13 protein-coding genes and 2 pseudogenes are annotated in these 21,823 nt (G+C 69.0%); 8 read left to right on the top strand and 7 right to left on the bottom strand.

Annotated features, from left to right (window positions below):
• Positions 1-609: 609 nt before the first annotated feature.
• Positions 610-1,818, bottom strand: a complete 1,209-nt coding sequence (locus FXO23_RS17315) for an amidohydrolase family protein (RefSeq protein WP_158886035.1) — start codon at positions 1,816-1,818, stop codon at positions 610-612.
• 105 nt (positions 1,819-1,923) lie between these two features.
• Between FXO23_RS17315 and FXO23_RS17310 the strand changes: the two genes are divergently transcribed.
• Positions 1,924-2,556 (top strand): TetR/AcrR family transcriptional regulator, encoded by a 633-nt coding sequence (locus FXO23_RS17310; protein WP_158886033.1) that lies wholly within the window; start codon positions 1,924-1,926, stop codon positions 2,554-2,556.
• Positions 2,557-2,706: 150 nt separating this feature from the next.
• Here the strand turns inward: FXO23_RS17310 and FXO23_RS17305 are convergent, their stop codons facing one another.
• The gene (locus FXO23_RS17305) at positions 2,707-4,419 is read right to left on the bottom strand and encodes a hypothetical protein (protein WP_158886031.1); all 1,713 of its coding nucleotides are present in this window, start codon (positions 4,417-4,419) and stop codon (positions 2,707-2,709) included.
• A 718-nt stretch (positions 4,420-5,137) separates the two neighbouring features.
• Between FXO23_RS17305 and FXO23_RS17300 the strand changes: the two are divergent.
• Positions 5,138-5,437 (top strand): annotated as a pseudogene (locus tag FXO23_RS17300) (SDR family NAD(P)-dependent oxidoreductase); the annotation flags it as partial.
• A 329-nt stretch (positions 5,438-5,766) separates the two neighbouring features.
• Here FXO23_RS17300 and FXO23_RS17295 read toward each other — a convergent pair.
• Positions 5,767-6,270: a hypothetical protein gene (locus FXO23_RS17295; RefSeq protein ID WP_158886029.1), complete on the bottom strand. Its 504-nt coding sequence runs from the start codon at positions 6,268-6,270 to the stop codon at positions 5,767-5,769.
• Between the two features lie 276 nt (positions 6,271-6,546).
• Here FXO23_RS17295 and FXO23_RS17290 point away from each other — a divergent pair, with 276 nt between their 5' ends.
• A complete protein-coding gene (locus tag FXO23_RS17290) occupies positions 6,547-7,227 on the top strand; it encodes a TetR/AcrR family transcriptional regulator (protein WP_158886027.1) in 681 nt (226 codons plus the stop codon).
• Positions 7,228-7,678: 451 nt separating this feature from the next.
• Here the strand turns inward: FXO23_RS17290 and FXO23_RS17285 are convergent, their stop codons facing one another.
• The gene (locus FXO23_RS17285; protein WP_158886025.1) at positions 7,679-8,602 is read right to left on the bottom strand and encodes a MarR family transcriptional regulator; all 924 of its coding nucleotides are present in this window, start codon (positions 8,600-8,602) and stop codon (positions 7,679-7,681) included.
• A gap of 190 nt (positions 8,603-8,792) precedes the next feature.
• On the opposite strand from FXO23_RS17285, the gene FXO23_RS17280 reads away from it, so the two are divergent.
• Positions 8,793-9,041: a hypothetical protein gene (locus tag FXO23_RS17280; protein WP_246257394.1), complete on the top strand. Its 249-nt coding sequence runs from the start codon at positions 8,793-8,795 to the stop codon at positions 9,039-9,041.
• Positions 9,038-10,414, top strand: coding sequence for a serine hydrolase domain-containing protein (locus tag FXO23_RS17275; RefSeq protein WP_158886021.1), 1,377 nt, complete (start codon positions 9,038-9,040; stop codon positions 10,412-10,414). The genes FXO23_RS17280 and FXO23_RS17275 overlap by 4 nt, the downstream gene beginning before the upstream one ends.
• Positions 10,415-10,605: 191 nt before the next feature.
• Here the strand turns inward: FXO23_RS17275 and FXO23_RS17270 are convergent, their stop codons facing one another.
• Positions 10,606-12,762 carry an ATP-binding protein gene (locus FXO23_RS17270; protein WP_158886019.1) on the bottom strand — a complete coding sequence of 719 codons (2,157 nt, stop codon included), beginning with the start codon at positions 12,760-12,762 and terminating at the stop codon, positions 10,606-10,608.
• A gap of 359 nt (positions 12,763-13,121) precedes the next feature.
• On the opposite strand from FXO23_RS17270, the gene FXO23_RS17265 reads away from it, so the two are divergent.
• Complete coding sequence (locus FXO23_RS17265; protein ID WP_158886017.1) at positions 13,122-16,211, top strand: AfsR/SARP family transcriptional regulator; 3,090 nt, start codon at positions 13,122-13,124, stop codon at positions 16,209-16,211.
• Positions 16,212-16,269: 58 nt separating this feature from the next.
• Here the strand turns inward: FXO23_RS17265 and FXO23_RS17260 are convergent, their stop codons facing one another.
• Complete coding sequence (locus FXO23_RS17260) at positions 16,270-17,862, bottom strand: carboxypeptidase-like regulatory domain-containing protein (protein ID WP_158886015.1); 1,593 nt, start codon at positions 17,860-17,862, stop codon at positions 16,270-16,272.
• The gene (locus FXO23_RS17255) at positions 17,859-19,130 is read right to left on the bottom strand and encodes an MFS transporter (protein ID WP_246257445.1); all 1,272 of its coding nucleotides are present in this window, start codon (positions 19,128-19,130) and stop codon (positions 17,859-17,861) included. Before FXO23_RS17255 ends, FXO23_RS17260 begins: the two co-directional genes overlap by 4 nt.
• A 266-nt stretch (positions 19,131-19,396) precedes the next feature.
• Between FXO23_RS17255 and FXO23_RS51595 the strand changes: the two are divergent.
• Both FXO23_RS51595 and FXO23_RS50765 read left to right on the top strand, forming a co-directional pair.
• Positions 19,397-19,542: pseudogene (locus FXO23_RS51595) on the top strand (IS256 family transposase); the annotation flags it as partial.
• Positions 19,543-20,134: 592 nt separating this feature from the next.
• A complete protein-coding gene (locus tag FXO23_RS50765) occupies positions 20,135-21,712 on the top strand; it encodes a DUF8189 domain-containing protein (RefSeq protein WP_246257391.1) in 1,578 nt (525 codons plus the stop codon).
• The last annotated feature ends 111 nt before the right edge of the window (positions 21,713-21,823 follow it).

Genomic DNA, 21,823 nt, shown 5'->3' with positions numbered 1-21,823 from the left:
CGATAAAGGGCGATCCCCGCGGCACGCCGCCACGGCTGAGGAAATGCCACCGACTTGAGACCGATCCGGGTGACATCGCTTCGGTGCCCGTTTGGGAATTCGCGGTGGTGTGCGACCGTGCGGGCGCAACCGGTCTGGCCAGTCTCGCGCCTTTCGCTTGCGTCGCCGAAGACAGACGACGAAGGAGGCGGGTTGTGGCGCGCCTGGTGACCTATGTGGTCGTGCTGGCCGACGGGCGGTTGCTGTGCGCGAGGTCGACGAGGGCCTGGGGTGCAGACCGGGCTGAGCACCTCGCGGACCGCTGAGCAGATCACGCCGTGATCCGCGCCGCGCACTACCAGGCCCATCCCGCATAGCCGGCGCGGCCCGCGGAGCTAAACCAGCCGGGCTGTGGTGGGCGTTGTCGTCGGCGTACGCGCGGATGTGTCCAGCCACGTACGGCTGAATGTGCCCGCGGGCGAGCCTCCACAAGGCGGGGTTGCGCGCCAACGTCGGTCATCGACGCGCGTTATGCGGCTCCTTGTCGAGGGCGTTCGAGAACCGTCGGATGCGGGCTGCTGGATGTCGGGCGGGGTGGTGAGGTGGGCGTGGACGTCAACCAGCGAGTGCTCAGGCGTCATGCTCTGCCGTCGCCTTGGCCGGTGCCAGGCGGTGCCCGCGGCGCCACACCGCGCGGGTGTTCAGTGTCGAGGAGAGCTGTGTGGTCGGGTCACCGTCGACGAGTACCAGGTCCGCCGCGGCGCCGGGCTCGATCCGTCCGCGGTCGGTCAGGCCGAAGCGGTCGGCGGTGCGCCGTGTCGCCGCGGTGAGCGCCTCGACCGGGCTCAGCCCGCCGGCTTCGAGCAGGCGCAGTTCGTCGTGCAGGCTGGCGCCGTGCGCGAGGCCCGGGGCGCCGAGGTGGGCGGCGTCGGTACCGGCCAGGACCTCGACGCCGGCGGCGTGCAGCAGCCCGACCGAGCGCAGGGCGTTGGGCAGGTGGGCGTTCCAGGCGAACTCCCGCCCCAGGTTGTCGCGCCACGCCGCGTCCAGGCGGGATGCCACCCGCAGGTCGGCGCTCAGGCGTGGGCCGGCGCCGTCGGCGGCGCCGGAGGCGGTGACGGCCAGGGTGGTGATGACGAACATGCCCTGGTCGCGCAGCCGGAGGATCAGATCGTCGCTGATGACCTCGTCATAGTGCAGATGGGTCACACCGTCCGCGCCCGCCTCGACCGCCACCCGGGTAGCCGTGGCACTGAGGGTGTGGACCAGGGCCATCACCCCGCGCTGGTGAGCCGCCTCGACAGCCGCGGCCACGACCTCGGGCGGCACCACCGGCAGCGACGTGCCGAACGCGGCGCCATCCTCGACCATGATCTTGATGTAGTCCGCGCCCTCGGACAGGCGCCCCGCGACGAAAGCAGACGCCTCGCTCGGGACGGTGGCGGTGGGCCACACCGGGTCGCCCAGGCCGCGCCGCAGTTGGTGGGGATGTCCGTCGGGGTGGGCGAGGCCCCACGAGGCGGTGCGGACGTCGGCCAGATCGAACTCGGTCCGCACTTTCTGCCGTACCGGGTCCATCACCTCCGGCACCGACATCATGTCCAGCTCGGTGGTCACGCCGAAGCGCAGAGCCGTGCGCAGACCGTCTTCGTCTGTGTGGGTGTGGGCGTCGATCAGTCCCGGCAGCAGGGTCCCGCCCCCGCCGCCGATCTCCTCCACCCCCTCGGGGACCTCGTGGCCGACCTCGGCGATCGTCCCGTCCTCGACCACGACCACCGAGGCATCGGCTACGTGTGTCCCGGTGAAGACCCGTGTGTTCGTCACCGCGAACCGGCGCATCGTTCCTCCCAGTGGACTGTATCGCGCAGTACAGAAAGGTATGCCTGACTGTATCAGCGAGTACAGAGTCTCTGTATTGTGGGGTACAGAACACGGAGGAGGGGCATGGGACACCTACCGACCACCGCGCGGGGGCGCGCGACCCGAAAGCGCATCCTCGATTCGGCGGCAGACCTGATCCAGCAGCGCGGCGTCGCGGCGGTGACGCTGGACGATGTCGAACGCGCCGCGGGGGTCGGCCGCAGCCAGCTCTACCACTACTTCGACGACCGGGACGATCTCATCCGCTCCGTGGTTCATTCCACTGTGGACACGGTGTTGGCCGCGCAGGAACCTCTGCTCCTGGCAGTCGACTCGCTCGCCGGGATCGACCGCTGGTTCGACGCGATCGTGGCCAACGGGACACGCCAGGACGCGGTGGGCGGCTGCGCGATCGGCTCGCTGGCCGCCCAGCTCGGCGGCCAGGACGACCTCACCCGACAAGCGTTCGTGGACGCCTTCGCTCGCTGGGAAGCACCCCTCATCGCGGGCCTGCGCCGGATGCAGGAGTCGGGCGAACTGCGCCCGGACGCGGACGTGACGGAGCTGGCCGACCTCACCATGGCCGCCATCCAGGGCGGCCTCCTGCTTGCCCAGATCCGCCGCACACCAGACCAGCTCCGCCTCGCCCTGCGCGGCGCACGGGCGGCGCTGCAGGACGCGCTCACCCCCAGCCCTGAACACACTCCCCGGGTCTGAGCGTCGGCACCGACCCCGCCCAGGCCTCCTCGACGATCCGGGGCACGTCTCCGCGGAGCAGCCCCCGCCCACCCGGCCAGGTCTGTGCCCGAGGGCCGGAACCGGAGCGGCATCCGGTCGGCCTGGTTCAACCGCCGCCACACGCTGCGCTCAGCGGTGTGGCATGCGGACGGCGACGATCCGGTGTGGCGGCACGGTGACGATGTCGTCCTCATGCGGGGCGAGGTGTATCCCGTCGGCGGTGACCGCGGTCAAGGGCGCGGTGAGGTCGATGATGCGGGTGTGGGGGAAGCGCCCGGTTTCCACGGTGGCCAGGACGGGCCGGTCGTGGCGGAGGGGGTGGTCGGCCAGGCGCGCCAACCCGTCCAGCGTGCCCAGTTCCTGCGGCATCGTGGTGCTGTCGAGGGGGATCACGCCCGGTGGGGGCGGCGGTTCGTCCGGGATCCACGCGAACGCGCCGAGTGACCAGCTCCGGGCGAGTTCGCGCGGTGTGATGGGTTTGTCGCCGTCCATGCTTCGGTGCGGTATGCCGGGCAGCGCGGTGCGGCGTAGGTCTCGGCGTCGCTGCGCAACTTCCGGCGACGGGGTCTGGCTCGGGTCATCATCGGCGTCGCCGTCCAGGTAGAACGCGACCGTCCGCGCCAACTCCCGCGCTGCCTCCGCGCACGCCGGGGTGTCGAGTTCCGGGGCGACGTCGTCGGCGATGTGGACGTGGTGTCCGGTCTGGGCCGCGGCCGTGACCGCGTGCCGGGCCGCGGCGCCGGGCACGCGCAGCACCGCGGCCGGGACCGCGGTGCGTTTTTCCGTGCGCGGATCCATCGGCCAGGGCCGAGGGCCGGGAAGGCGGTGCAAGCGGGAGGGGTCGGCACTGAACCGGAGCAGGTGGGGGTACTGGATCAAGTAGGCGATCTCGGCGTCGCGTTCCTGAAGCGGCGGCCAGGGGGTGATCAGCAACAGCCGTTCCTGGTCGTCCCGGGCGGCGAGTTCGGTGTCCCGCAAGGAGCTGTCGAGCCTGTCTGCCCAGTGCGTGACGGTCGTGGCGCGCAGGTGAGCGAATTCCGCGGCGGCCCAGTCGGCGGGGGAGCGGTACCCCGTGCCCGTCGTGGTGGCCGGGTCCGGCAGCAGCGACACGTCCCGCACGGGCCGGTTCCGGTAGCGGTGTTCGACCGCGGTGAGCATGGCCGCGCGGGTCGCTTCCTCATCCGCTCCGGCGGCGACCGCTTGCTCCCACGCGGTCGAGGCGAGCATCCAGACGTTGTACGGCAGAACGACACCGTCGGCTGCGATCGCGGAGATCCGCCGCGACTGTTCGGCGATCTCACGGTCCTGGTCCAGCCGGGTGCGGGCGTGCGCGGCATACGCCGCGATCCCCGCCGCTCCGGCCACTTCCACACCCGTGGCCAGCGCCCGCTCCGCCTGCTCGGCCAATTCCTGCCACACCCGGCTGGCGGTGGTGCGCAGCTGTGCCGCGTCCAAACCAGACAGCTGGTCGACCGCGTCGCGCCAGGCCGCGTCACGGGAGAACGGGCTGTTCGCGCGCCAATGGGACAGAGCCAGCCAGGTCATGGTGGGCGCGGCGGCCGCGAGCCCGGCCACCCAGCGGCGGGCGCGCACCACATACAGCACGACCCGGTAATAGGCCGCCGCGGCCGCGGGCAATTCGTCCACGAGCAGCCGGCCGCACCGTTGACACACGTCCTCCAGATCCAGCAGCGCAACCTGGTCGCCGTGCTCGATCTCCGCGGCGAACGAGCACCGCGCCCACTTCTGGGCGGCCAGCACATGCCATTTCACACCGCGGCCGCTGCGGGCGACCGGAATCCGCGCCGACTCCAGCGGCCCCAGCGGCAACCCGGTCTCCACAATCTCAGCGCGACCCGGGCGGGACTCAGGGCCGCGTATCGACCAGCCACCCCACTGCGCCGCTCGCGTCATCATCCCAGGCCCTTTCCCAAGGTTCGCCGAACAACGCGCCAGCCTAGGTGGCGGAACGCCTCCACACGACCGAGCCCCCAGCGCAGACCAGGATCACAACCGTGTTCAAGGACCTGCGCCGGGCGCTGTGCACAGCACTGGTGGCTACGGCGGCCGCGACCGCCTGCACGGCAACCCGACGCACCGCACGGGGCGGCGACGCCGGCCACGGTCACCAGTTCCGCCCCGCTACCGCGCAACGGCGCGCCGAAGGTCACGAACCCGCTGCCCGCTTCGGTGTTCGAGAAGCATCCGTGCGACGGATCGCTGACCCCGGCGCAGTTGACGGAACTGCTGGGGGAGGTGCCGCCCGCGAGGAAAACGGACAACGCCGCGGGGCCCGGTTGCGGCTGGACGAAGAGTTCCCCCCACGCGATCGTCGACCTGGCCTACCTGACCGGGGTGACCGACGGCCTGACCCAGATGTACGAGGTTCACGGAAATGGTGCTGACCAACCTCAGGGCCGGTACCTGAGCAACCCTTCGGTTCACGCCCGCCCTTTCCTCATCAGACTTGGCCTTGAACCCTGGATTGGGGGAGCGGCGGGGCGAGGTGTGGCGTTCTCGTGGCCCGGTTCTGTCGGTGTGGCCTGCCACGATCGGTTCCATGAGAGAGGTGTTGACGGGGAAGGTCATTCTGGTTGCGGGGGCGACGCGTGGTGCGGGTCGTGCGATCGCGGTGGAGTTGGGTGCTGCCGGGGCGACGGTGTATGTGACCGGGCGCAGCACGCGGGAGCAGCGTTCGGAGATGGGCCGCGCGGAGACGATCGAGGAGACCGCCGCGCTGGTGACCGCGGCCGGGGGTGTGGGGATCGCGGTCGCGGTTGATCATCTGGTGTCAGGGCAGGTGCGGGCACTGGTGGATCGGATCGACGACGAACAGGGTCGGCTGGACGTCCTGGTGTCGTAGCCGTGGGCGTACCGTCGTGGACATCGGGTTCGCCAACACGAGACGCCGTCACCACCGACGAATCATGCCTCATCTCGACTGGCGCTACCTCACCACCAACGACACGGGCCACGTGGCGTCGCCCACCGCTGGACGAGGTGTTCATCCGAGCCGGAGGTGGGTGTGCTCGGCGACTGCAGGTTCGCCGAGCACACCCACCGGGTCCAGGCGACGCGGCGACCGGACATCCCGGGGGCTGGTCGTCCACGCCCGTGGACGCCGGGGGCCGGTTGCCGCGTCGCCTGGGGGCCGCCGACTGCCGCAGCGACCGGCAGGGCGGCCTGTCCTTACTTCTTGGCCGCCAGGTCGACGGTGATGGGGTTGTCCTTGCCGGTGACCAGGCCGTTGATGATTTCGGTGTCGATCCCGCAGTCGGCGAACTTGGGGATTTGGTATTTTCCGGTCAGCCTGCCGCCCGCGGTCGGGTTGAAGCTTCCTTCGGACTTGAGTGCGATCCGCACCGGTGCCGTCGTCTTGCAATTCTGCATCGGGATACCGATACCGAAGTGGCCGACCTCGACAATCTGAATTCCGAAATCTCCGGCGACGTTCACGGCACCGGCCTGGAAGGTTCCGGCGAGGTCCGACGCCTGGGTGATCTTGATTTTGGCGTGCGTGGGGAGGAAACCGAACAGGGTGAAGTCCGTGCGGGCTTCCGGCAGTGTGATCTTCGCCCCGAGCTTGCCCGACTGCAGGTCGACCTCTACGTCGGTCTGGCCGGGGCCCAGCGGGAGTTTCGCATCCAAGCCCGCGAGATGGGTTTCGCCGACGGTGTCGTAGGCGATTTTCATCGGGGCGGCGTAGCTCGGGCTCGCTGTCATGATCAAAGCGCAGCAAGCGGTGGCGAAACCGAGGGCAACACTCTTTGTCCGGATGGTTCGTGTGCGCACGACAAAGCACTCCTATCGCTTTCAGAAACTGTCCGATACCCGAGGTACGGTACTGTTTCCAGAACAGCGCGTGCAAGCATGTTCGAGGGATAACGCGGAAATGTGCATCCTGGTTCGAGGTGCCGCCCGGAACAACCATGAAAGGGTGATAACTTCCGGAGATGATAAGGTGACGCGGTGGTTGCCGGGCCGGAGAAGACAGGCGGCGGACCCCGTCACCGTGCCGGTCGGCGCCTGCCCAGCGGCCGGCACGGGCTGAGCCGGGAGGACGTCGCCTCCTCGCAGCGCGAGCGCATCGTGCACGCCCTGTTCGCGGCGGTCGCCGAGAAGGGCTACCCCTCGACCACCATCGGCGACGTGGTCGAGCGCGCCGAAATCTCCCGCCGCACCTTCTACGAGCACTTCACCGGCAAGGAGGCGTGCTTCCTCGCCGCCTTCGACGGCGCCGTCGCGCAGGTGGGCGCCGAGATGAACACCGTCCTGGACACCCTGCCCAAGGATGACTGGCTCGAACGCGTCCGGCAGTCCTGGCGCGCGTTCCTGGGCGCCCTGGCCGGCAACCCGGCGGTCGCCTGGTCGCTCTACATCGAAACCTTCTCCGCCGGCCCCGCGGTCATTCAACGCACCACGGCCATCAACGCCGGATTCGCCGAGATCTTCCGCCGGCTCCACCGCCGGGCCCGTCGGCAGGACCCCGCCATCCAGAACCTCCCCCCGGAGGTTTTCGACCTCTACATCGGCGGCACCGCCGAACGTATCCGCGACTGCCTGCACACCCGGGGCGCCCAAGCGCTACCCGAGCTCGAGGATCTCTTCGTCGACACCATGAGCATCCTCTTCGGCAAACCACACCGCTGAGCACGGTGCCACGGCGCTCAAGACGTTCTACGGGGCTGACATCCCGGGTGACCGCGGCACTGAACAAGATCGCCGCCGAGAGATGCTCGGACGGCAACGCGGCGGGCTTGTCCCGCCGGCAGGGATACCCGGCGCTCGTTGGATTGCTGACCGGTGGTATCCGACACCATCGTTGTGTCGCCTGCCAGTGAGACAGAGCCGTGTGAAGGGACCACCACGTTGTCAGTCGTGGGCCCACCGGCAACAGGTGATCCACCGCGAGAACATGTTCCAGACCCGCCTTGCGGACCGGTCATGGCGACGGCGATCGAACGTCCGGAGATGCCGATTACAGGCGTTTCGGTGTCATGGCCTGGCCGAACGGTCGACTGACCAACTGGTCTCTGTCCGTGAGGTGCGGACGGAGACCCTGGTTCATATCCCCCTGCGGCGGGCCGCAGGCTTGGGTGGCTCACTTCTCGAGTGCTGCACGTTGCGCCGGGCTCAGCCGGTCCGGTCTCGGGGTGAGGATGTAGGTCTCTGGCCCGACGGGCCGTAGGGCGAGGGGATCGGCGATGCTTGGTCGACGTTGGATCGTTTCCAGCGCGTCGGTGGTGCGGTCTCGGGGCCAGCCGAGTGCGGTGGCCAGCGTGTCGAGGGTGAGCGGTCGACCGGCGTGAACGAGGGCGGCGAGCACGGTCAACGCGTCGTACACCGCGGTCTCGGTGAGGGTGCTGCCGCTCATCTGCTCGCTGAGCCGGCTGAAGAATTGGCCCATCCTGCCGAGTCGGGCGCCGGCGGTCGTGTCGGTGCCGAAGATTTCGCTGCCCCACTGGGCGGCGGTCGCGATTTCGCCGTGTGCGCCGGTGTCGGCCTGCCACGCCCGGAGCCAGACGTCGTCGTCGATGAGGTACCGCTCGCGGCGCCCGCCGGGATCCGGTTGGCGCACCACCAGTTCCATGGCTTCGAGGTGGGCGATGGACTTGGAGACCGACGCTGGGCTGACCTGGAGCCGGCGCACTAGGTCGGCCGCGGTCAGGCCGCTGGCGTCTGCGGTGAGCAGGCAGGCGAACACCCGGGCGGTCATCCGGGGTAGCCCGGTCGCGGCGAGCAGCGTTGCGAACTGGTCCACGAAGCCGCGCGCTGCCTCGGTCGGCTGCCCGTCGGTCGCCGGTTCGGCGGGCCGGGCCGGTTTGCGTCGGTGGGCACGGTGGCCGGCGACCTGCTGCGCGTGGTCGGCCAGGTAATCACCGGGCGCGCTGTTGCGTGCGACCTCGCGGCTGATCGTGGACGTTGGCCGGCCGAGGCGTCGGCCGATCTCGGCGTACCCGAGCCCGTCGGCCAGCCAGACCTCGATCCGTCGGCGGTCCTCATGGGTCAGCCTGCCTCCTGGCACCGGCACACCTCCTTTGCGTTCAGCCACAGTACATTGCAACGGCCCGGGCAGGGTAATTGCGTTCATTCACAATCATGTTGCAACGATTGGCTTTTCCTAAGTGTTTTTACGTGCTCATCTCATTGACGACTTCTGAAACGCAACGTAGCTTTTGCTCATCCGGAAAGAGAGGAAGCGGACGATGCAGGTAATGGCCGTGTCAACCGTCTCGGACGACGGCAAGTTCTGGGATGGCCTGAAGAAGGCACACGCGAAGCTCCCCAAGGGCGCCAAGTGGACGCTGGCGGTCGCGAGCACGGACGGGGCCAAGGCGGTGAACATCCTCGCCCACGACTCCATCGGCGGGGTCCGGGAGCTCTTCGAGGCACACGCCGGCGCCTACGCCACGACGGAGTACTTCGAAGCCGACGCCGCGAACGCGGTCGGTCTCCCGCGATGACAATCGACGTGCCGCGGATTCAAGCCCGGGTCGCCGAACTCCTGGCGGAGTACGGTATCCCGAGCGCCGCGATCGGCGTGCTCCACGGCGGCGAGCTCGCCGAGCTTGCGGTCGGCGTCAGGAACGTGGAAACGCGGGAACCCGCGACCTCGGACACCGTCTACCAGTGCGGCTCCATGACCAAAACGTGGACCGCGCTGGCCTTCATGCAGCTCGTCGACGAGGGGAAAGTCGATCTGGACGAGCCGGTGCGGACCTACCTGCCCGGCTTCACGGTGGCCGATCCCGAGACCAGCGCCCAGGTCACCCCTCGCCACCTGCTGAACCACACCAACGGCATCGAGGAAGCCTACGGCGATCCCGGCGAAGACGACGACGTCTACGAGCGCATGGTCGACAACATCGCCGACGCGCCCCAGGTCTTCCCGCTGGGCCACACCCACGGTTACAGCGCGGCGCTGGGTTACGCGATTCTCGCGCGGATCCTGGAAGTACTCGACGGCAAACGCTGGGACGACCTCATGCGGGAGCGTCTCTTCGCCCCCATGGGCCTGACCAGCACGAACAGCCGGCGGGAGCAGGTGGACGAAACCCGGGCCGCGACCGGGCACCTGCTCCGCTCCCTGGACGAGGGCCCCATCGTCACACCGATCGACCATCTGCCGCGAGCCTTCGGCCCCGGCGGCAACATCACCTCGACGACTCGCGAGGTGCTCGCCATGGCACACGTCCTGCTCAACGAAGGCACGGCGCCAAACGGACAGCGCATCATCTCGGCCACCAGCATCCGGGAGATGACGCGTTCGCGGGTGCCCGTACCGGATCCGTACCTGTTCGGGCCGGAATGGGCACTCGGCCTCATCGTGTGTGACTGGCACGGCCAAACCGCCTACGCGACCGACGGCAGCACGATCGGTCAGAACGCCCGGCTCCGGCTCGTGCCGGACTCCAACACCGCCATCGCGATGCTGACCAACGGCGGACCGCGGGAAAGCTTCTACCGCAAGGTGTTCAACGAGATCCTGACCGACCTCGGCACGGTCACCATCCCGGACCTACCCGCACCGGACCCGGCGCTGAACCTCGACCTGTCCAGGTATGAGGGCGTCTACGAGCGCCCCGGCGCCCGGTACGAGGTATCAGCCGAAGACGGAAAGCTGTCCCTGACCTTGGTCCTCGACCCGATGCAGGCAGAGTTCCTCCAGAAACCAGACCGCATCAGATACGAGCTGCTCCCAATAAGCGAGGCACATTTCCTGATGCCGTCGACGGATCCGGTGGAGGACGCCCAGACGGTCGCGATCTACGACTTCACCAACGGCACTGCCCGATACCTCCACACCAACTGCCGCGTGAACCCACGATCAGAGTGACCGTGTAAACAACCACGCGGAATTTCGTAAACGTCTTCGGAGAACGTCCTGTTTGGGGACGTCCAGTGAGCACCCTGGCGAACTTCGCGGCTGAGGAGAGCTTCGGTGGCCCCGGGGCTGCTCGTCGTGGCGGAACAACGTCGTACATCGGCGAATACTTCGTTGGCCAGGTCCAGCGCTGAGAGCATGAGTCAGTGTCTGACCTCTCTCAGGGTACGGAGCCGTTCTCTTAGAGCCGGAGCGTGGTGATCGCTGAACTTGTCGTAAATGGCCAGGGCATCACGCCAGCAGCCGAGTGCGCCTCCGATATCGCCCAGATGGCGCAGCGAGGTGCCGAGTGTTTCCAAGATGACGGCGGTCTCGGGCGGGTAGCGTTGATGGGATTCGATGGCGAGGGCTTGTTCGCACAGTGCCACCGCCTCCCGATGTTGCTCCATGCCCTGCCTGGCTTTGGCTATCTGGTGCAGGCTGGTGGCCTCGCCCCCGTGGTCGCCGAGCTGCTGGCGCAGGGGCAGGGCTCGTTCGGCGTGCCGGAGGGCCAGCTCGTATTTCCCCATCCCGGTGTACGCGGTGCTGAGGTTGCCTTCGATAACGCTTTCCAGACGCCCGTTCTGCGCTCCGGTGCTCAGTGGTAACGCTGCCCGCAGACATTCCCGCGCCCGGGTGTACCGCTTCTGGTCGAGATACAGCACGCCGTGATCGTTGAGCGCGTTCGCTTCGAGCCATGGGTTGCCGAGTGCACGAGCCAGGTGTAGGGCCTCCAGGTACATCTCCGTGGCGTCTCGCCATCGGCCGTTCGCCCGGTAGACCGCGCCCAGGTTCAGCAGGGCGTGGGTTTCCACGATGCGGTCACCGCCGCGGCGGGCCGCGTCCAGCCCCCGCTGATGGTTGTCGAGCAGGGTGTCCCAGTCCCGCCGCCAGAACAGCGTGATGCCGGTGGTGTGGGAGAGGAGGGCCGTGAACTGGTGCAGATTCTGCTGATCGGCTGATCTGGTCGCGGCGACCAGGTTGACGGATTCGGTGTCGAGCCATGCCCATGCCCGCTCGGGACCGGTGAAGGTGATCTCGGGAGTGGTGCGAGTCGCGGCGTTCAGTGCGGGATTCCAGGATGCGTGTGCGGGATGCAGGACCTGGTAGGCAGTGATGGCGTGCCAGGCGTACCACCGCAGTACGCGGTTCCGAGTGTGGTTCCGCTCCGCGGCGGGGTCGCCCCGGGCACGTTCGACGGCGTAGTCGTGTAGGAGGTCGTGAAAGCGGTAACGGGCTCGCCCGGCCGGTTCGATCAGGTGCGCCTCGGCGAGCGTGTCGAGCTGCCGCCGCGTGAGGCCGAGGTCTTGGTCCGCGATCGCGGCTGCGACGTGCAGGCCGATTTCGGGTCCGGGGTGCAGGCTCAGGCGCCGGAGCAGGCGTGCCTGTTCGGGGGAGAGGCGACGGTAGGACCAGTCGAACACCCTCCGCACCGCCGCTTTCTCGTCGCGGCCCCAGCTCAGCGCGTCCAGCCGGTACCGGTCGTTCGCCAGGTCAGCGACGACGTCGGCGACCGTGGCGTGCGGGCCGGTGGCACGGGTTGCGGCGATCCGCAATGCCAGCGGTAACCGGGCGCAGAGCCGGATCAGGTCGGCCACCGCACCGGGTTCGGCCGCCGCGCGTACCGGTCCGATGATGCCGCGCACCAGTTCGTCCGCTTCGGACGCGGTGAGCAGGTCGAGGGTGAGGCGGTGCGCGCCTTCGGTGACCACCAGGCCGGTGAGGCTGTCCCGGCTGGTCACCAGTACCGCGCAGCCCGGGGTTCCGGGCAGCAGCGGGCGGACCTGGTCGGCGCCTTCGGCGTTGTCCAGCACCATCAGCAGCCGCCGCCCGGCCAGCAACGACCGGAGCAGCGCGGCCCGCGCCTCCACATCGTTCGGTATCGCGCCCGCGGGTACCTCGAGCCCGCGCAGGAAGCTTTCCAGCACTTCGCTCACGTTGGCCGGGGTTCCGGGCCCGTACCCGCGCAGGTTGAAGTACAGGGTGCCGTCGGGGAACCGGTCCCGCACCCGATGCCCCCACCACACCGCCAGCGTGGTCTTGCCGATCCCCGCTGCGCCGTCCACCGCCGAGATCACCACCGCGCTCGAACCACCGCTCTCATCGTGGGCGGGCAGGAGCGCGTCCAGAGCGGTCACGTACTCGGCGCGACCGGTGAAATCCCGGATCGCCAACGGCAACTGTCGCGGAGGCGACCCAGCCCGTCCAGGGTCACCATGGCCTGCGCCGGTCAACGAGACGTGCTGGATCGACCCGGCCTGCACCACCGAACCGGTCACCCCATCACCGGCCTCATTATGGACACCGGTCTTGCCGTTCATGAGGTTCAGTCTGTCGGCTCACGGCCTAAGCTCCGCGTGTTCCGGACGAACACCACCTGCACGGAGCATCTATTCATGCCCATATGGAGGCAGCGAGCTGGGTGAAATTCCGACTCTGCAATTCTCGGCCTAAGGTCCACTCGAAGGAGCGTTGTGTCGCACCTGTGGAACAGGGACGGTGGTAGTCATGACGCGCGCGTGGCATTGGCGTCGTTCATGTCTCTTCCTCTCAACGGTGTCCGGGAAATCTCTCGCCAATACCGACCGACCCGGCACTGGAAAGGAATCGCGGTCGCTCGTTCGGCGCTGTTCGTCTCCGGATCGGTCTTCTACGCTGGTCCGCTGGGGAGGCGGGGCCGATGACGTCGTCGGATATCCGGTTTTCCGTGCTGGGACCGCTCACCGCCTGGCGGACCGGCCGGAAAATCGAACTGGGCTGGGCCAGGCAGCAGGCAGTACTCGCGGTGCTGGTGCTGGAACTGAACCGGCCGGTTCCGGTGCACAAGATCGTCGACGGGGTATGGGGCGACCGCGGTCCGCGCGATGCCCGCAACGCCGTGCAGACCTATGTCAGCCGTCTCCGCCGGGTGCTGCGGGCCGATGCCGCACCGGCGGAACCACCGCTGGTCTTCACCAAAGCCGGTTATCTGCTGCGCGGCGATCCGGCGGATCTCGACCTCGTTGCCTTCGAACGACACCTCGACGCGGCCCGCGAGCGGTACCGCACCGGTGATCTGCCGGGCGCGGCAGATCAGGTCGACGCCGCCCTCGCGCTCTGGCGCGGGGAACCGTTCGGCGGACTGGACGGCCCGCTGCTGGAGGCCGAACGGCAACGGTTGCAGGAGCGGCACCTCGGTGCGCTCGAGCTCCGGGCCACCATCAATCTGGATCGGGGTCGGACCGCGGAGAGCATCGCCGAGCTCACCCGGCTGGTGACTGGTCACCCGCTGCAGGAAAGGCTCCGGGCGCTGCTCATGCTCGCCCTCTGCCGGTGCGGGCGCCAGGCCGCCGCCCTGGACGTCTTCCAGGACGGGCGCCGCCGCCTCGCCGACGAGCTGGGCATCGACCCCGGGGAGGAGCTGCGGCGACTGCATGAGCGGATCCTGCGCGGGGACCCCGCGCTGGCCACGCCCGCGCCACCGGGCCGCAACACGCTGCCCGGTGATGTCCAGGATTTCACCGGCCGCGAAGCCGAACTGCGCCGGTTGCTCGCGGCCGCCGGGACGGGGCCGGCAACGGCGGCGGTGGTGGAGGCGATCGACGGCAGCGCCGGGGTCGGCAAGACGGCACTGGCCGTGCACGTGGCCCACCGGCTGATCGAGCGCTATCCCGACGCGCAGCTGTTCATCAACCTGCACGGCCACACCGCCGGCCACCGGCCCACCGAGCCACTGGCCGCGCTGGACACCCTGCTGCGGGCACTTGGCGTTCCCGGCGAGCGGATACCCGGCGAACTGGCTGCCCGCGCCGGACTGTGGCGGGCGGAACTGGCCGATCGCGCGGCGCTGGTGGTGCTGGACAACGCCGCCGACGCCGACCAGGTGCGGCCGCTGCTGCCGGGCACGGCCCGCTGCCTGACGCTGATCACCAGTCGCCGCCGGATGGTCGACCTCGACGCCCACACGCTGTCCCTGGACGTGCTCCCGCGGACCGACGCGGTCGAGCTGTTCACCCGCATCGTGGACGACGACCGCCTCGCCGTAGACCCGGACAGCGTCGACGAAGCGGTGCGGCTGTGTGGCCGCCTGCCGCTGGCTCTGCGGATCGCCGCCGCACGGTTACGCACCCGCCCGGCGTGGTCCCTGCGTTACCTGACCGACCGGCTCCGCCGGGGACAGCGGCGGCTGGCCGAGCTGTCCGCCGGGGATCGCAGTGTGGCCGCCGCGTTCTCGCTGTCCTACCGGCAGCTGACCGGCGAGCAGCAACGCCTGTTCCGGCTACTCGGCCTGCATCCGGGCCCGGACCTGGACGCCCACGCCGCGGCGGCGCTGGGCGACGACGATCTCGACGCCACCGAACGGCTTCTCGAGGCGCTGGTCGATGTGCATGTCCTGCAACAGCCGATGCCGGGGCGCTACCGGTTCCACGATCTCCTGCGGCACTACGCCCGCGCCACGGTCCAGGACCACGAACCGGAGGCCGAACGGCAGGCCGCGATCACCCGCCTGCTGGACTACTACCTCCGCACCACCGCGAAGGCCGTGCACACCCTCGCCCCCCACGAGCGGGATCGCCGGGGCGAACTGCCCGCTCCGGGCCGGGAATTGTGCGATTACGACCAGGCCCTGGCCTGGCTGGACACCGAACGGCCCAATCTGCTGGCCGCCGCCGGCCAAGCCCACGCCGACCGGCTTTCCCGGCTCCTCGGACCCTATCTCCACCTGCGCAATCACCTCGCGGACGCGCTCACCCTCGACACCCATGCCCTGACCGCCGCCCGCGACACCGGCGACCGGATCGACGAAGGACGGGCGCTGCGCCGGCTCGGCCACGACTACTACCGGCTCGATCGGTACGAGCGGGCACTTGCCTGTCACCAGCAGGCGATGGTGCTCTTCCGGGCGGCCGGTGAACACGGCCACGAAGGCGATGCGTTACGCGATCTCGGTGTCATGCATGGGCTTTTCGGGCGTTACCGGGAGGCGATCTCGGCCAACCGGCAGGCCCTCGCGATCGCCCGCGACATCGGCGACCGGGCCGGTGAGAGCGACGCGCTGGCCCACCTCGGCGTCGCCTGCGAACGCCTGGGGCAGTACCACGAAGCCCTTGCGCACCACCACCAGGCCCTGGCGATCGCCCGCGAAATCGGGCACCGCGCCGGGGAATGCTTTGCCCGGTGCGAACTCGGCGTCGTCCACAATCGACTGGGGGACTATCCCGCCGCCCTCGAACAGCACCGCCGGGCCCTGGACCTGGCCCGCCAGATCGGCCACCGGGCACACGAAGGCTATGCCCGCTGCCGCCTCGGCGAGGTGCACCGGCACCTCGGCCACTACCGGAATGCTCTTTCCCACCACCGTGAAGCCCTGGCCATCGCCCGCGAAATCGGGCATCGCGCCGGGGAAGGCTATGCGTTGTGCGGGCTGGGCCTGGTCTGCGAACGGCTCGGCCGTTACCAGGACGCCCTTGCCCACCACCGTGAAGCCCTGGCCATCGCCCGGGAGGTCGGCAACCGTGCCGACGAAAGCTATGCGTTGTGCGGGCTGGGCCTGGTCTGCGAACGGCTCGGCCGTTACGAAGACGCCCTTGCCCATCACCGGCAGGCCCTGGCGCTGGCCCGCGAAATCGGCCATCGCGCGCGAGAGGTCGACGCGTTGCGCGGCCTCGGGATGGTCCGCGAACGGCTGGGGCAGCACGGTGACGCCCGCGTCCTGCACGACCAGGCCCGGGCACTCGCCCGGGAAATCGGTTACCACACTGGGAAGGGCGCTGCCCTGAACGACGCATAACGGACGTTGAGCGTCGTGAACGACGCGTTGCGGACGGTGAACGTCCCGAAAGTGTCATTCAGGGCAGTGGTGCCCCGGCGAGGAAACGGTCCAGGACATTGCGGGTGATGGTGGAGACCACGTCGTCCACCAGCACCGCGGCGGGCCAGGCAATGGAACCGGCGGAGAACACCTCGCCGCCGCTGCCGGTTCGGAAGCTGACGATCTCGGCGCCGCCTTCGCCGGGATTGCGGCCGCGGGCCAGCAACCGGGTTCCGGGCGGGGTGTGGCGGCCGGTCTTGTCGGTCTCGTGCGCGGACGCCCCGCCGGGGCACCGTTCGTGCAGGCTCCGGACGCCGAACAGGTCGCCGGCGGCCAGGCCGGTATCGGTGAACGCCCAATGATCCGGATCGCATACTTCGTACGGCGCGCCGGTCATCGCGCCCGCGCTGGTGAACACCACACCGAGCAGCCCTGAGGTGGGCCGGAAGCTGCGGTGTATCCGGCTCTCGTGCGCCCCGGCAGCCTGGGTGCGGAACCGCAACGCGGTGTTCGCCTCGGTGAACTCGACCTCGCAGTCGACGCCGTTGCCGCCCAGGTAGGCGAGTTTGCCGCCGCGTTCGTGCACCCAGGAATGCACCGCGGAATACATCTGCCGGGACCAGTACTCCGGATGCGAGTTCAGCACCAACACCCGGTAGTCGTCCAGGTTCAGCGTGCCGTCATGCAGATGGGCATCGGCGTACAGGTCGTGCCGGTAGCCGGAGCGCTCCAGCCAGCTGATCAGCCGCCATTCGGCCGCCGCGAGATGGCAGGGCTGGCGGCCCCGGATCGGGTCCTCCGGACGGTCGCCCGGATCAATCTGGTTCAGCGGCTCCGGCCGGTCGAAGGACAGCGGCGGGTATGCCTCGTCCGGGTGCTCGTGTTCGCTGAAACCCGACTCCTGGTATCGGCGCATTTCCCGGCGGGGCACCAGAACCGGCGCGTCCGGCAGGCCGGCGGCGTTGACGTAGTTGCTCCGGCCGCCGAAATTGTTGTAGGCGTTCCAGGTGTTGGTGGAGGCGAGCACCGCGATCGGCGAACCGGGTCGGCCGGGCGCGACTACCCAGGGGAAGGAGAAACGCGCCCCGGATTCGCCTTCGGCCCGGAAGAAGTACAGCCCGCCGCGTCCGGGCGCGGACAGGTACTGGCGATGCGCGGGATCGGTGTAGCCCTGCTCGTTGAAGCGCACGCCGTCACCGGTGTAGTCGCCGTCCGGGGTCACCTGCACGGTGGCGCGGGGCGCGTGCTCGTCGAACCAGCCGATCAGCCGTTCCGGTTCGGCCTCCGCGCCATGACGCCACAAGCTCAGCCGGTACGGCTCCGGGCTGTGCACCCGGAATTCTCCCCGGTCCCCGGCCCGGACCCACTTCGGCCATACATAGCCCAGAATCCGGTCGGACAGCAGCCGGAACTGGTGCGGCCGCCCAGAACCCAGCCAGGCGTCGGCATGCTTGGCCCCGTACCCGTCCCTGGCCAGGGTGACCCGGTAATCGCCGGGCGGCAGGTCGACGTGAATCGCGCCGCTCGCGGTCGACCGCGTCCACCAGTGCCGGCGCCCGTCGGTGATCTCCACTGCCACTTGCGGCAGGGCGAGATAACGTTCGTCACTGACGTACCCGATCAGGCTCATCCGCCGCTCCTCTGGTCGGTGGTGACCGGCAACGGGTCACCCGCGCGGTCCGGCAACCGGAAGATCGCGAACGTGCTGAGCACGCAGGCTCCGATCACGTACAGACAGACGCCCCACGCCGCGCCGCCCGCAGCCGCCACCAGCGCGGTGCAGATCGCCGGCGCGAATCCACCGGCGAGCACCGCGGTGAACTGGTAGCCCAGGCCGATCCCGGTCGCCCTGGCCGTGGTGTCGAACAGCTCGGACAGGATCGTCTGAGACAGCGCGGACATCGCGATCACGCAGCCGGAGAAGCCGAGCACCATGGCCAGGCAGACCAACACCGGATCACCGGTGTCGAACAGCCAGAACACCGGGAAAATGGCCAGTGCCAGCCCGAGGCAGCCGCCGAGGAACACCGGCCGCCGCCCGATCCGGTCGGACAGCAGGCCCCAGGCCGGCGCGATCACCACCTCCACCCCGGCGGCCACCATCGTGGCGGTGTACGCCATCGTCGCGGAGAACCCCCGGCCGTGCAGGTACGCGGTGCCATAGGTGGTCACCACATAACCGCCGATGCTGTTGGCGAAGCCGAACATGATGCCGAAGACCAGGCTGCGCGGCCGCCGCAGCACGGCCAGCAGCGGCCAGCGGGCCCGTTTCGCCCGTCGGCCCCGGACCCGCTCGAATTCCGGCGTCTCCAGGACCCTCGACCGGATCAGCAGGCCGGCCACCAGCAGGAGCCCGCTGAGCATGAATGGCACCCGCCAGCCCCAGGAAAGGAACTGCTCGTCCGGCAAGGTGGAAAAGGCGTCCATCAACCCGGCGGAAACGAACAACGCGACCCCCGCCCCGGAAAGCAGCAACGAACCGTACAACCCGCGCCGGTGCGGCGGCGCGTGCTCGACCGCAAGCGAAGTCGCCCCGCCCATCTCACCGCCGGTGGAAAGCCCCTGAACCAGGCGCAGCACCACCAGCAGAATCGGCGCCCACAGCCCGATCTGCCGGTACCCGGGCAGCACTCCGATCAGCATCGTGGCCACCCCCATCAGCACAATGGTTATGATCAGCGCCGTTTTCCGGCCCACCCGATCCGCGATATGACCGAACACGATTCCGCCGACCGGCCGTAAAACGAACCCGACCGCGAACGTGGCGAACGACGCCAATTCAGCCGCGACCGGATCACCGGCGGGAAAGAACACCTTCGGGAAAACCACACTCGCAGCCAGGCCAAAAAGATAATAGTCGTAGTATTCGAGCAATGTCCCCACCGCGGCCGCCAGCACGGCCCGTCTCCGCGCGGCCTGCCGAGTCGCCGAAACGCAGTGGTCCGCCACCTCGGCACCTTTCTAAAAATGGCTACCCTATTCCGGGTTCACACCACCGGCCCGCTTCCGGCTGGGGGGACTCCCCAGCCCACCCAGCCGGAAGCCAGTTTCCCACTCCAGGGCGCGCCCCAGTTTGCGGCTGACGGTCTGCGCAGTCCTGTCACACCGCCTTAGTGGCTGGTCAGCGGCGGGAAACGGGCACAGGCGAGACGAACCATCGAACAAGCGGCATGAAATGCCTGTATCTTGTAACCCGCAGCCCGGCCCTACCGGGACCGGGGCGGCACGAGGGATGACGCACTGGAGGCCGATCATCAACACGTTCTCCATCACATTCGGTGACCGCTGGCCGGGCACCGAGCCTTACTGATCAACACGCCGAAACACCGTTCGCGTTGCGGGTCCCCTTGGCGGGTGTCCCCAACAGGAGCCCTCGAGCCCTGACGCGAAGACCGGCGCCGTGTGGGTTGATCCGGGAAGGGGATGGAAGCGATCGGGCATGGCCGCAGTCCCTTCCGGAATCCGTGCAGCACGAACCCCCGGGCCTGGCCAGGGGAGGAGGGCCCGGGAGTTGTGCCCGTGGCGGCCCCCTCCCTGCGAGGGGACCGCCACGGGGCTGGGCGGGCGATCGCAGCTCAGTTCCGCTCCAGCGGAGGGTAGCCTGTCGAAGGCGCGAACTGGCGACCAGCGCGGCCACACAATCGTGTCGGAATCGGCGCCCCGGCCCAGCACCCGATTCCCTCTCCCAGGCTAATTCCGCGGAGAACTGGCTCGAGGTAGGGGAGCGTAGGAGAAGATTGGATTTCCCGGGAGATCGTCCTCCCGTTCGTTGTGCGGTTCACCACGGATCCGTGAACCCCCGGAGAGAGGAGTCTTCGATCCGCGTCGGATTCTTCTCGCCGTCACCGAAAGCCGCTTCTTCGTGGCGAGATCGGGTGGTGTCGTTCGGGATCGCGCTGGTCGTGGCGACGGCCGCGCCGGTCCCCGCGGCGGACGCCGTGGTGGAGGCCACGGTGGACCAGTCTTTCCAGCAGCAGAGTCGTGCGGCGGCATTGGCGGACTCGGTCTCGGGCGCGCATGACGGCTATGTGGGGCAAGCGGGACCGGCAGCGCAAGCGGTGCTGGCCCAGTACCGGATCCCCGCGTCGGTCACGGTGGGACAGTCGGCGCTCGAGTCGAACTGGGGGCGTAGCAAGCTCAGCGTCGACGACCACAACTATTTCGGATTCAAGTGCACCGACCCGAACACCCCCGGACCGATCGCGACCGGTTGCCACCAATACGAGACGACCGAATGCGATCCGCAATGCCACCCCGTGGTCGCGCATTTCCGCGTGTACGCGTCGATGACGGATTCCTTCCGCGACTACGGCAGGCTCCTGACCACCAGCACTCTCTACGCACCGGCGCTCGCGTTCACCGGGGACCCCGACCGGTTCATCGTCGAAGTGGGCAAGCACTACGCGACCGACCCCGGATACGCGGGCAAGGTCACGGCCTTGATGCGCAACGGAAATCTCTACCGCTACAACACCCCGGACGCGCCCGCCGCACCTCCCTTCCGCGGCGCGGACGTAATCGCCGCCGACGACGGCGCGGTGTCGGCTTTCGCCAGGGCACCGTCGGGGGAGATCGTCACGGCCGGACAATCCCAGGCCGGCGGCGGTTGGTCGGGCTGGTCGAGCCTCGGTGGCAGCCTCGCGGGCGAACCCACTGCCGTCCGGGACCTCGCAGGCAAGGTGTCGGTGTTCGCCCGCGGAACGAACAACGAGATGTGGACATCGGGACAGTCGCAACCCGGCGGCGCCTGGTCCGGCTGGTCGAGTCTCGGCGGTGCGCTGGCCGGTGACCCAGCGGTGGTGCGCGACTCAACTGGCGCGATCAAGCTGTTCGCGGTCGGTGCCGACGGTCAACTGAGCACCGCCGGCCAAGCCGAGCCCCAGGGCGCCTGGAGCGGCTGGACCAAACTCGGCGGCAACCTCGTGGGCACGCCCGCGGTATGGGCCGCCGCCCACGGAGGCCTGTCCGTCTACGCTCGCGGTGCGGACGGCCAGGTGCACACCACGTCTCAGGCCAAACCCGAGGGCGAATGGGCCGGATGGACCGCCCTGGGTGGCGCTTTCGCCCACGACCCCTCCGTGGCGGTCGGCGTGAACGGCGCCGTATGCCTCTACGCGGTAGGAAGCGACCACCACGCTTACCTGACCTCCCAGCAACCCTCCGGCGGCCCGTGGACCGGCTGGTCCAGCTTCGGCGGTGACTTGACCGGGACACCGACGGCGGTCACCGCCGGCAACGGAGCTCTGACGGTTTTCGCGACCGGGGTCGACCAGCAGGCCCACACCACGGCGCAAACCCAACCAGGCGGCCCCTGGTCCGCCTGGAGCGGCCTCGGCGGCAACCTCGCCGGTTCGGTGTCGGTATCGGCTGCGGGAAGTGCGCTTGTCCTCTACGCCCTGGCCGCCGATCACCACCTGTACACCGCCGCGCAAGCCTGGCCGGGTGATACCTGGACCGGATGGACCCGCCTCACCAGCTGAACGCGGCCAAGCGTGGCCGGAGGCGGGCGGGCCGATTGCAACAACTTCTCGATCAAACCGCCGTTTGGGTTTATCTTTCCGTGCTGATCTGGGTAATGGTGTTCTCGATGG

This window comes from Amycolatopsis anabasis (assembly GCF_009765355.1).
In the GTDB taxonomy this organism is placed as follows: Bacteria; Actinomycetota; Actinomycetes; order Mycobacteriales; family Pseudonocardiaceae; genus Amycolatopsis; species Amycolatopsis anabasis.
This window is presented reverse-complemented; position numbering and strand designations above follow the sequence as displayed.